General features: G+C 59.9%; 13 protein-coding genes. 2 read left to right on the top strand and 11 right to left on the bottom strand.

Features of this window, described 5'->3' with window-relative positions; translation table 11 throughout:
* Nucleotides 1–37: 37 nt before the first annotated feature.
* Entirely contained in the window at nt 38–280 is a 243-nt protein-coding gene (locus Q668_RS06080) for a GrxA family glutaredoxin (protein WP_022988731.1), read from the bottom strand.
* 131 nt (nt 281–411) lie between these two features.
* Between Q668_RS06080 and Q668_RS06075 the strand changes: the two genes are divergently transcribed.
* The gene (locus Q668_RS06075; RefSeq protein WP_022988730.1) at nt 412–855 is read left to right on the top strand and encodes a YqaA family protein; all 444 of its coding nucleotides are present in this window, start codon (nt 412–414) and stop codon (nt 853–855) included.
* On the opposite strand, the gene Q668_RS06070 is transcribed toward Q668_RS06075, so the two are convergent.
* The gene (locus tag Q668_RS06070; RefSeq protein ID WP_036219342.1) at nt 795–2,240 is read right to left on the bottom strand and encodes an ABC1 kinase family protein; all 1,446 of its coding nucleotides are present in this window, start codon (nt 2,238–2,240) and stop codon (nt 795–797) included. The genes Q668_RS06075 and Q668_RS06070 overlap by 61 nt on opposite strands.
* Before the next feature lie 254 nt (nt 2,241–2,494).
* Here Q668_RS06070 and Q668_RS06065 point away from each other — a divergent pair, with 254 nt between their 5' ends.
* The gene (locus Q668_RS06065; protein ID WP_022988728.1) at nt 2,495–3,586 is read left to right on the top strand and encodes a GGDEF domain-containing protein; all 1,092 of its coding nucleotides are present in this window, start codon (nt 2,495–2,497) and stop codon (nt 3,584–3,586) included.
* Between the two features lie 6 nt (nt 3,587–3,592).
* Here the strand turns inward: Q668_RS06065 and lipB are convergent, their stop codons facing one another.
* The 9 genes from lipB to nadD all read right to left on the bottom strand — a co-directional run bounded on the left by lipB (nt 3,593) and on the right by nadD (nt 11,390).
* Nucleotides 3,593–4,231 carry a lipoyl(octanoyl) transferase LipB gene (gene lipB / locus Q668_RS06060; RefSeq protein WP_022988727.1) on the bottom strand — a complete coding sequence of 213 codons (639 nt, stop codon included), beginning with the start codon at nt 4,229–4,231 and terminating at the stop codon, nt 3,593–3,595.
* Nucleotides 4,232–4,501, bottom strand: coding sequence for a YbeD family protein (locus tag Q668_RS06055; protein WP_036219349.1), 270 nt, complete (start codon nt 4,499–4,501; stop codon nt 4,232–4,234). It lies immediately after the preceding gene.
* A 41-nt stretch (nt 4,502–4,542) separates the two neighbouring features.
* The gene (locus Q668_RS06050) at nt 4,543–5,724 is read right to left on the bottom strand and encodes a D-alanyl-D-alanine carboxypeptidase family protein (RefSeq protein ID WP_036219341.1); all 1,182 of its coding nucleotides are present in this window, start codon (nt 5,722–5,724) and stop codon (nt 4,543–4,545) included.
* Nucleotides 5,725–5,763: 39 nt separating this feature from the next.
* Entirely contained in the window at nt 5,764–6,663 is a 900-nt protein-coding gene (locus Q668_RS06045; RefSeq protein ID WP_022988724.1) for a septal ring lytic transglycosylase RlpA family protein, read from the bottom strand.
* 113 nt (nt 6,664–6,776) lie between these two features.
* On the bottom strand, nt 6,777–7,919 hold the full coding sequence (gene rodA / locus Q668_RS06040) for a rod shape-determining protein RodA (protein ID WP_022988723.1): 1,143 nt from the start codon (nt 7,917–7,919) through the stop codon (nt 6,777–6,779).
* The gene (gene mrdA / locus Q668_RS06035) at nt 7,919–9,814 is read right to left on the bottom strand and encodes a penicillin-binding protein 2 (protein WP_022988722.1); all 1,896 of its coding nucleotides are present in this window, start codon (nt 9,812–9,814) and stop codon (nt 7,919–7,921) included. Before mrdA ends, rodA begins: the two co-directional genes overlap by 1 nt.
* A gap of 8 nt (nt 9,815–9,822) precedes the next feature.
* Nucleotides 9,823–10,293: a 23S rRNA (pseudouridine(1915)-N(3))-methyltransferase RlmH gene (rlmH, locus tag Q668_RS06030; RefSeq protein ID WP_022988721.1), complete on the bottom strand. Its 471-nt coding sequence runs from the start codon at nt 10,291–10,293 to the stop codon at nt 9,823–9,825.
* Between the two features lie 2 nt (nt 10,294–10,295).
* The gene (gene rsfS, locus Q668_RS06025; protein WP_022988720.1) at nt 10,296–10,646 is read right to left on the bottom strand and encodes a ribosome silencing factor; all 351 of its coding nucleotides are present in this window, start codon (nt 10,644–10,646) and stop codon (nt 10,296–10,298) included.
* Between the two features lie 93 nt (nt 10,647–10,739).
* Complete coding sequence (gene nadD / locus Q668_RS06020) at nt 10,740–11,390, bottom strand: nicotinate-nucleotide adenylyltransferase (protein WP_022988719.1); 651 nt, start codon at nt 11,388–11,390, stop codon at nt 10,740–10,742.
* Nucleotides 11,391–11,392: the final 2 nt, after the last annotated feature.

The following is an 11,392-nucleotide window of genomic DNA, read 5'->3' as shown; positions in this document are numbered from 1 at the left end:
GCCGGGCCTTTGTGTTTCTGGAAGACGGAAAATGGCGTCAGGCGGGCTGCCTGCGCACGTAGGCGGAGAAATCGTCGTAGCCGCCAACGTATTCGTCACCCACCAGAATCTGCGGCACGGTATACACCGGGCGGCCAATCCTGTCAGCAATATCCTGCTTGCTCAGCCCTTTCTCGATCATGTCGACCCATGTGTAGGGCATGTTCCGGGACTCGCACAGATTCTTCGCAGCAACGCAGAACGGGCAGCTCATGCGACCGTAGATGGTAACCTGCTCCATAAAACCTCCTCGGGAAATAAAGGAAAACCAAAACCTGAAAGTTGCGCAAATGATGACAGCTCGTCCGGGGATTGGAAATTGGCACTTACCATTACAGCCATAGTACTTTACGATTCAGCCATGGAGACGCCATGGCCTACCTGACCCTTTTCCTGACCGCCTTCGCGGCCGCTACCCTGCTGCCAGCCTACTCGGAGATCCTGGTGGGCGCCCTGGTAAACCAGGATTACGCCCTGTTCTGGATCTGGTTCTGGGCCACCGCCGGCAATACCCTGGGCTCGGTGGTGAATGGCATCATTGGCCGGCAGGTAGACAGGTTCAAACACAAACGCTGGTTTCCGGTCAGCGAACTACAACTGCACAAGGCCCGCAACCGGTTCAACCGCTACGGGCAGTGGTCTTTGCTCCTCGGCTGGCTGCCGATCGGGGGTGACGCGCTCACACTGGTGGGCGGCATTATGCGGGTGCCCTGGCTCAACTTTGTAGTGCTGGTAGCCATCGGCAAGGGCTTGCGCTACGCCTTTGTGATCTGGGTGGTACTGGAAGCGTCCGGGTTGGTCGGATCCTCACCGTAAAGGTAACGGCGCAACAGTGGCTCACCATTAAACTCGGAATGCATCACTGCCACAAAGGTGTACACGCCAATCAGCTTCCGGTTCAGAAACACGAACTCCTTGGGCGGTACCCGGAAGTAACGGCTGATGGCCGAGCGTGCTGCCTGCCGGGCCACCCGGGAGGGCAGGTCGCTCTGTTTCCAGCGGTACTGGCCGTGGCTGTTTACCGCATAGTCCGGCCACTGGCCCTGGCCCCGGGCCAGGGGCTCCAGCACCGACATGCAAACCTGACCGAACTTCTCCAGCACTTCCTGTGGCCAGTCATAGCTCATGAACCGAAGTTTCACGCCGCCATCAATAACCTGCTCCAGGTCGCTCTCATAAGAGGCCCGGATCATCTGGATGACCGGGTCCAGAAACTCCCGGGAATAGCTCTGCACCGCACCGAAATCGAGCAGCACAATGCGATCATAATCCGGCTCCTCCCCGGCCTCACCGGCAATACGGATCCGGTAATTGCCGAAGTTGGGATCGGTCTGGATTTCGCCCCAGACAAACAGCTCCCGGAAAAACAGCTCAAGGGCCGCCTTGCCCAGGGCGCTCCGGCGCTCCAGGGACAGCTCCCGCACTTCCTGGGAGCCTACGGAATGGCCGTGTTCATAGGTTGAGGCGATGATGTGATCGGTGGAATATTCCGGCAGCACCCGGGGCACGATAAACCGGGGATCGTCCGCCAGCATCTGGCGGAATTTTTCCGTGGTGCGGGCTTCCAGCCGGTAGTCCACCTCCCGGTGCATCATCTGCCGGACTTCTTCGAGCCAGTCATTGAATTCGGGGCCAAAGCTCACCAGCCTGGCCACTTTCAATAACTGGGCCACGGCGTTGAGGTCGCTGTCTACAGCATCGGCCACGCCGGGGTACTGAACCTTCAGCACCAGCTCCAGGCCATCGCTGCGGCGCACGGCACGGTGCACCTGCCCCAGCGAGGCAGCGCCTATGGGTTCCGGGTCTACCTCCAGCTCTGCCAGCCGGTCCGCACCGATTTCCGCCTTCAGCACCCGTTCAATGGCAGGCCACTCCAGGGACGTGGTCTGGTCTTCCAGGGTATGCAGGGCTTCAGTCACTTCTTCCGGCAGAAAGTGCTCGCCGTACAGCGCCATCACCTGGCCGATCTTGACCACACTGCCCTTCAGGCGGCCAAGCTCATCCACCAGGAACCGGGCCTGGCTGGACAGCATGGCCTTGTGCCTTTGTTCACGGGTGTCTTTGCTGCTGAACCAGTTGGTAGCCATGTGGGAGGCCATGCGGGTTCCAGCAAAGAGACCGGCCTTGGTCAGCGACAGCCGACGCTCAAAACTACCGGTCTTGATGCGTGAGACGGATTTTCCGGAGCGCCTTTCTGTCATGAACGACCTGTCTTTGTCTGGGAATTTGCTGCTTTTCCGATACTTCCATGCATTATACGGATCCTGCCCCGATACAAGCTAACCGATTCGTCGCCGGATTTCCGTTTCCGGGGCCAATGTGCACAAACTTTAACCAGTAATAATCAGTACCCGCTGAAGGTTACGATTCGATACAGTCACAGCGCTTAAGTATCTCTACTATATACAGACCGGCCACAACTGGCCGCCCTGAAATCTTATACAACAATAATGCCATGACGCAGACACCCCAATCCGCTGCCGATTCCGAGCTGTCTCAGTTTCGGGTTAAAGGCGAAATTCCTGTACCGGCCCTGATCAACTGGCTGAGCGCGGCCGCGGTTCCCATACTGGCCTTCTTCGCCTGGCGCTCGAGCCAGCATGGCGACAACCTGAACGCCAGCGTTCTGCTGGTATTCTCCGGCCTGCTGGCACTCAACCTGCTGGTGTTTCTGGGCTTTCGCCACAAAACCCTGCAGCGTCGGGGCTTCATTTCGCTGATCACCGTGCTGTTCACGTACCTTGCCGTGCACGCGGTGGAAGATGGCTCTGCCATTATCTGGCTGCTTGCCTACCCGCCCATCATCTTTTACATCAGTGAAGCCCGGGTGGGCGTGTTTGCCTGTGCTGGCGGCTGGCTGGCCGTACTGTTTCTGTTCAGCCCCGCCGGAGAATGGCTGTTTGGCGCCACTTACAGCAGCAGTTTCCGGATTTCCCTGGTGATCGTGCTCGCGTTCGAAATGATCACTTGCTATACCCTCGACCAGAGCCGGCGCCGCAGCAAGCTGGGGCTGCTGAAACTGGCGGCGGAGTTCGAATATGCGGCCAAGCACGATGCCCTGACCGGGCTGGCCAACCGCCGCGAAGGCCTGACCCAGCTCGAAGGCGAATACCAGCGCTACCTGCGCAACGGGAGGCCTTTCTCGGTATTGCTGATGGACATTGACCTGTTCAAGTCCGTGAACGACCAGCATGGCCACCAGGTGGGCGACGAACTGATTATCCTGGTGGCGCGCACGCTGGCATCCGGCTGTCGCAAGATGGATACCATTGCCCGTTGGGGCGGGGAGGAATTCCTGGTGCTGTTACCGGAGACGACCCTGGCTGAAGCCAGTGCCAGCGCTGAACGGATGCGGGCCGCAGTAGCCAGGCAGTCCGTTCAGACCGAAAGCGGCAAAACCATGGGGGTGACCATCAGTACCGGCGTTGCCAGCATTCGAGGATCGGAATCGATTGACCGGCTGTTGCAGCGGGCCGATGAAGCCCTGTATGCCGCCAAGTCCGGCGGCCGGGACCAGGTGTGCATCGAGGCCACGGCTGCACGCTGACCCGGCTTACCAGCCCTGGCGATGCTCCACCTGCTGGTTGCCCAGCCCGGCTACCAGCTCTTTCACCAGGCGGCGTTCAAGCTCGTATACCGAGGCGCCCTGCTCGAAGTCTTTCACCTGACACATGTTCATGCCGGCATAGCCACAGGGATTGATGCGGGAGAAAGGTTCCATGTCCATATTCACGTTCAGGGCCAGGCCGTGGAAAGAACAGCCCCGGCGCACCCGCAGGCCCAGCGATGCAATCTTGGCCCCGTTCACATAGACACCGGGTGCGTCGGCACGGGGTGCCGCTTCCACACCGGACTGGGCCAGTGTGCGCACAATAGCCTGCTCGATCACATCCACCAGGGCCCGGACACCCAGTTTGCGCCGGGACAGGTCAATCAACAGGTAGATCACCAGCTGGCCCGGGCCGTGGTACGTCACCTGGCCGCCGCGGTCTACCTGGATAACCGGGATATCACCCGGTAACAGGATATGCTCGGCCTTGCCCGCCTGCCCCTGGGTAAACACCCGGGGATGTTCCAGGCACCAGAGTTCGTCGACCGTGGACTCGTCCCGGTTAGCGGTGAAAGTTTTCATCGCCTCCCAGGCTTCCATGTAGGGCTGCTGGCCCAGCGAGCGGACAATCAGGTCTGGCATTTACAGCACCATGTGAACCCGGCCACTGGCTTTGAGGTCCTCAAACAGTGCCTTGAGTTGCTCTTCGCCGGTGGCAACGATTTTCAGCTGCACAGACGAAAACCGGCCCTTGCTGCTGTCGTTTACCGAGATATCTGCCTCGCAGATGCCCGGCGCGTGCTGCTCCACCACTTCCACCACGAATTCCGTGAAATCCGGGGCAGCATTACCGATCACCTTGATCACGTAATCGCAGGGAAATTCAATTTTCGGTGCTTTCGGCTCACTCACGCCGTCTTTCTCCCGGCCAGGGCACACTCTGTGCCTGTGGCTCACTCAAACAGTTGAACAAAAAAGAGCTTGATGGCATCCCAAAGCCGCTTGAACAGCCCGCCTTCCGGCACTTCGGTCAGCGCCAGTACCGGTTCGTCCACCAGGGTTTCGCCATCCAGGATAACCCGAACGCGACCCAGCTCGTCTCCCACATTGATGGGTGCCTTGATCACAGAATCAAGGTCTACGGTAGATTCCAGCTGGTTTCTGGAGCCGCGGGGAATGGTTACGTACACATCTTCCGGCATACCCACGGAAATCTGGTCAGCCTGGCCGCCCCAGACCTTTGCCTGCACCAGCTCCTGGCCGGCACGGAACAAACGCTCGGTTTCGTAGTAACGGAAACCGTAGTTCAGCATTTTCTGAACTTCCTGGGCCCGGGCTTCGGAACTCGAGGTGCCCATTACCGAAGCAATCAGCCGGGTATCGTTACGCTTGGCAGATGCCACCAGGCAGTAACCGGCTTCTTCGGTGTGGCCGGTCTTCAGGCCATCCACGCTGTCATCCCGCCACAACAGGGCGTTGCGGTTTGGCTGACGGATATTGTTGTAGGTGAAGTGCTTCTCCGCATACAGCGGATAGTTTTCCGGATAGTCCTGGATAATTGCCCGGGCCAGAAGGGCCAGGTCGTAGGCGGTCGAAAAATGGTCCGGGGCCGGCAAGCCGGTGGCATTCTGGAAGTTGGTGTTCGTCATACCCAGCAATTGCGCCTGCTGGTTCATGATGTCCACGAACGCCCCCTCACTGCCGGCAATAAATTCGGCCAGGGCCACGGAGGCATCGTTACCGGACTGGATGATCACGCCTTTCAGCAGGTTTTCCACGGATACCGTGGTGCCTTCCTGTACGAAGGTCCTGGAACCCTCGGTACGCCAGGCTTTCACACTGATGGGCACCATGTCAGACATGGAAATCCGGCCTTCGTCCAGCTCGCGCTCAACAATGTAAGCCGTCATCATCTTGGTCAGACTGGCCGGGGGCAAACGCTCGTTGCTGTTATTCTCCATGATCACACGGCCGCTCAGGGGGTCCATCAGAACCCAGGAGCTGCCGGCAATGGCCGGAGGAGAAGGAATCAGGACCGACTGGGACTGGGCCGAAGCCGTCCCTGTGGTTACAAACAGAGCCAATGCCAGTAGAAAAATTCGGGTAAACATTTTGAAAGCCATGGGTTGTGTCATTCGTCGTCAGATGTTGGTCTTATGTGTGCCGGCGGCAACTCAGTGCGAATCCGTCAGGACTATGGGCTGGCCGAAACCCCGGGATTCCAGCAGGTTCCGGGCATAGCGGGCTTCGTCTTCATTCGGGAACGGGCCCACCTGTACACGGTGGAAACGTCCCGAGCCGGTGCTCACTTCACGCAATCGTGCCGGAGTCTCCGTTGCTTTCCGGGCCCTGGCCAGCAGGGCTTCGGCCGGATCCCGGCTGCTGAAGGCACCCAGCTGCACAAACAACGCCTGTCCCGATGCTGCCGGCGCAGAGGCAGGTTCTGAGGCTACCTGCACCGGTGCCTGGACCTTGCCAGTGGGCTCAAATGGCTCGCCCGCCAGGAACATGGCGCCATCCGGACGAACCGTGATAGCGGCCACTTCCACCCGGGCTGTGCCGCGGGCGTGATAATCCAGCTTCTTGGCTGCCGCATAGGACAGATCAATCAGGCGGTCGCCGTGAAACGGGCCACGATCATTCACCCGGACAATCACCGACCGGCCATTGTCCAGGTTGGTCACCCGGGCATATCCCGGTATGCGCAGCGACTTGTGGGCGGCCGACATGGCGTACATGTCGAAGGTCTCGCCATTGGACGTTTTGTGGCCGTGGAATTTCTCACCATACCAGCTGGCTGTACCCCGGGCCACATAACCGTCATTGCTGTCGATCACCCGGTAACTCTTGCCCCACACGGTGTACGGGGATTTGTTACCGGCCCGGCGAGGCTCCTCATACCGGGGCACCGCGTCGGTCAGGCCGCTGATGTCGTAGTCACCGGAGGGGCCACGATCCTGCTTTATGGTATAGCGCGAGGAATGATCGGTTTCCGGAGCCGGAGTGCTGGCACAGCCAGACACCAGAACCAGTGTGATCAACCCCGGCAGCCAATGTTTCGGAACCTGCAGCATATCAGCGCCTACCCCTGTATTGTCTCGGTTGGTCAGTCATTACTGACCGGCAACATTGTAACGGGTTCCAGGCGTGATTCACCATTACCGGCCGGCCATTATTGCCAGCCAGGCTACGCCGAGATCATCCGGCGGTGAGTGTGAATCGACATCAGCACCCCGAAGGCCGCCATCAGGGTCACCCCGGACGTGCCCCCGTAACTGATCAGCGGCAGCGGAACTCCAACCACTGGCAGCAGCCCGCTGACCATTCCCACGTTCACAAAGATGTAGATGAAGAAGGTCATGGTCAGGGCTCCCGCCAGCAAACGGCTGAAGGAATCCTGGGCGGTTACGGAAATATAGAGACACCGCAGGATAATCAGGAAATACACCGCCATCAGCAGCATCATGCCGACAAAGCCGAATTCCTCGGCAAGCACCGCCACAATAAAGTCGGTATGGCTTTCCGGGAGGAATTCCAGGTGCGACTGGGTGCCCTGGAGCCAGCCCTTGCCATCCATACCACCGGAGCCAATGGCGGTTTTCGACTGGATAATGTTCCAGCCAGCGCCCAGGGGATCACTTTGCGGGTCAAGCAGGGTCAGCACCCGTTGCTTCTGATAGTCCCGCATCACGTAGAACCACATCAGCGGCGCGGAAACCGCCACCATGCCGAAAAAGGCCGTAATGAGCTTCCAGCTGATGCCGGCAAAGAACACCACGAAGATACCTGCCATACCCACCAGCAGCGAAGTACCCAGGTCAGGCTGCTGGATGATCAGGAACATGGGCAACAGAACAATCACCAGGCCAACCACAATCCGCGAAAACGTGGGTGGCAGGTAATAGCGGGACAAATACCAGGCCGCCATCATCGGCACCACCAGTTTCATCAGCTCCGAAGGCTGGAAACGGGGCAGCCCGGGTAGCGCCAGCCAGCGCTGGGCACCCTTGGCACCAACACCCACCAGCAACACCGCCACCAACCCGGCCAGGCCAGCCAGGTACAGCCAGGGAGCCCAGCGCCGGAATATTGCAGGGTCCAGCTGGGCAAACACAAACATCACTACAAAGGCCACGCCCAACCGGATCATCTGGCCCTTAACCACGGCAAAGTTCCGGTCTGCGCCGCTGTACAATACAAACAGTCCACCACCGACAAGCAGCAACAATAGAGCCAGCAAGATGGGGTCCAGGTGTAACGTTGACCAGATGCTTCTGGGCCGGCCCAGAGCGCCCGATTCCTGGCTGTTCAACAGCTTTCCGAGTGCCATCAGCCCTCACCTCCGGTTTCAGCCTGGCCCACCACCTGGGCCGCCTCTGCCGCAGGGAATTCCTCCAGCCACGCATCAAACAGCCCGCGGGCAACCGGTGCCGCGACACTGCTGCCGCCACCGCCATTCTCGACAATGATGGCAACGGCGATTTTCGGATCGTCTGTGGGGGCAAAGCCGACAAACAGCGCGTGATCCCGCAGGCGCTCGCGGATCTCCTCGGCATCGTATTCTTCATCTTCACCCAGGCTGAACACCTGGGCGGTACCGGTTTTACCCGCCATACGATAACTCGCACCCGCTGCGGCACCGCGAGCCGTACCCTTGGTACCGTGCATAACTTCTTCCATGGTATCCACCACGTATTCCCAATCGTCAGGATTCTTGAGATCCAGGGGCTTATGGGTGGATGCCGGCAGGAACTCTTCCACCGGGCGGTCACCACGGATATCTTTCAGCAGGCGTGGTTCTACCCACTCACCCCGGTTGGCAATCAGGGCCGTGGCGGTCGCCAGTTGCAGGGGCGTGGCCAGGAAGAAGCCCTGGCCGATACTCATATTGACGGAATCCCCCGGATACCAGGGTTCACTGCGGACAGCCCGCTTCCAGTCCCGGGACGGCAGCAGCCCATTAAGAGCACCGGCGACGTCCAGGGTGGCGTCTTCACCAAACCCGAAGCGGGACAGATAGTCGTACATCACGTCGACACCCATTTCGACGCCGATCTGATAAAAATACACATCGCAGGACTCCGCCACGGAATCCATCAGGTCTACCCAGCCATGCCCGGTTCGCTTCCAGTCCCGGTAGCGTCGACCGCTTTCCTTGAGCTGGAAATAGCCCGGGTCCCAGATGGTTCGCTCGCGGGTGGTTACGCCACTGTCCAGGGCTGCCACGGCCATCATGGGCTTGATGGTGGAGCCGGGAGGATACTGGCCACGCAGAGCCCGGTTGAACAGGGGCTTGTCGATGCTTTCACTCAAATCCCGGTAGTCTTTGACACTGATACCGGTCACAAACTTGTTGGCATCGAAGCCGGGCACGCTGGCCAGGGCCAGGATGCCGCCGGTGGCGGGCTCGATCGCAATGATGGCGCCACGCCGGCCTTCCAGCAATTCGTGGGCCTTGCGTTGCAGGCGCAAATCCAGGTGCAGCTGCAGGTCTTCCCCGGGTACCGGGTTTTCCCGCTCCAGTACCCGGAGTATCCGCCCCCGGGCATTGGTTTCTACGTGCTGGTACCCCACCTTGCCGTGCAACACTTTTTCGTAGAATCGCTCCACACCGGATTTGCCGATGTAGTTGGTGCCGGCGTAATTCACCGGATCAATGCGCTGCAGTTCATTCCGGTTGATACGGCCGACATAGCCCAGGGCATGGGCGGTCAACTCACTGTGCGGGTAATAGCGAACCAGTTCGGCCTTGACCTCGACGCCGGGGAACCGGTGCCGGTGTACCGCCATCCGGGCGATTTCCTCTTCGTTCAGGTCGTAACTCAGGGGAATTTCCTGGAACGGGCGGCGCGGTTCATTCAGCCGGCGCTGGAAGCGTTCAATGTCTTCATCGGAAATACTCAGGATTTCCGTCAGCCGGGCCAGGGTTTCATCCATGCTGCCCACCCGCTCGGGTACCAGGGTCAGGCTGAACACCGGCCGGTTTTCCGCCAGCAGCAGGTTATTACGGTCGTAAACCAGCCCTCTCGGAGGCGGCACTGACTGCACCTGCACCCGGTTCTTGTCAGACAGCGTGGTATAGATTTCATGCTCGACGATCTGTAACTGGTACATCCGCGCCAGCAAACCACCCAGCGCAAGCATAACCAGCACCAGCATAACCATTGCCCGGCGCTGGAACAGTCGGCGCTCTGCTACGGTGTCCTTGAATTCGCCCCAGGCCATTGGCAGCCCTATGCCCGGTGGTAAGGATGGTTACGGGTGATGGACCAGGCCCGGTACAGTTGTTCGGCCAGGACGATACGCACCAGCGGGTGCGGCAGGGTAAGGGGGGAAAGTGACCATTGCTGGTCGGCACGGTTGCGACAGGCGTCAGCCAGGCCATCGGGGCCGCCCACCAGAAAGCAGACATCCTGACCATCCTGCTGCCAGTTTTCCAGCTGACTCGCCAGTTTCTCGGTGGACCAGGGACGGCCACCCACTTCCAGTGCAATCACGCGGTCACGCTGACCCACTGCCGACAGGATGGCGTCGCTTTCACGCTGCATCAACCGGGGAATATCCGGATTCTTGCCGCGATGGGCCATGGGGATTTCAGTCAGTTCGAGGGGCAACTCCGGAGGCATCCGGCGGGCGTAGTCGTTGTACCCCGCACTGACCCAGTCGGGCATTTTCTGCCCGACACAGATCAGACGCAGGCGCATGGTTACTCGCTGCCCGCTGCACCAAGGTCCGGAGCATCACGCCAGAAGCGCTCCAGATCGTAGAATTCGCGGGTAGCAGGCATCATCACGTGAACCACTACATCGCCCAGATCTACCAGAATCCAGTCACTACCGGCGCCGCCCTCAACATTGTTGGCGCGCACACCCTGTTCCTTGGCTTCGATAACCACGGAATCGGCAAGGGATTTGATGTGACGGTTGGAAGTACCCGATGCGAGAACCATAAAGTCGGTCACGCTGGTGCGATCACGGACATCAATCACGCTGATATCCTGTGCCTTGACCTCTTCAAGAGCGTTTACGACCAGATCTTTCAGTTGTTCTGCCTGCATAATTACCCTGTTTTCCGGGCTCTGGCCGGAGTGGCCACCCGATAAGTGATATTCAGCCGCGATTGTAGCATCAAAGCCGGCTGTGGATAACTCCTAAAAACCGTTGGCGCTGCCGGAACCATAAAGGCCCAGTGCCTGCACTCTCTGCCACACGGCATCGGGCATCAGGTATCGGGGAGAACGGCCGGTTGCAATGCGCTCCCGAATGCCGGTTGCCGAGATGTCCAGCAGCGGCGGATCCAGCTCCAGTACCCGGCCAGCCGGGCTCTCCCGCAAACTGGCCGCACCGGCAGCGCGCCGGCCCGCAAGCAAGTGTGCCGCACCACTGTTTTCAGGCAGCTCAGCGCCGGGCCTGCGTACCACCACAATGTGCGCCAGTTCGGGAATCTGCTGCCAGTCCTGCCAGCGGTCAAAGCCGGCAAAGGAATCAGTACCCACGACCATGACCAGGGGCGCCTCCGCACCCAGTTCCTGCCGGAGCTGGCGCAAAGTGTCTGCGGTGTAAGAGGCACCGGCCCGCTGAAGTTCACGGTCATCCACCCGCAGGCGTTCTTCGCCGGCGATGGCCAGGCGGATCAGCTCGAGCCGCTGGGCAGAGGTTGCTCCCGTGTCGCCCCGATGGGGAGGAATATGACAGGGCACCAGGTGAACCCGATCCACCGCCAGGGCGTCGGATACCTCCAGCGCCAGCCGGAGGTGTCCGTGATGGATGGGGTCAAAGGTGCCACCGTAGATTACATGCATGG

Origin of the sequence: Marinobacter sp. ES-1 (assembly GCF_000475255.1) — a bacterium.
Classification (GTDB): Bacteria; Pseudomonadota; Gammaproteobacteria; order Pseudomonadales; family Oleiphilaceae; genus Marinobacter; species Marinobacter vinifirmus.
The sequence above is the reverse complement of the archived record's forward strand: the minus strand, read 5'-3'. Positions and strand labels throughout refer to the sequence as shown.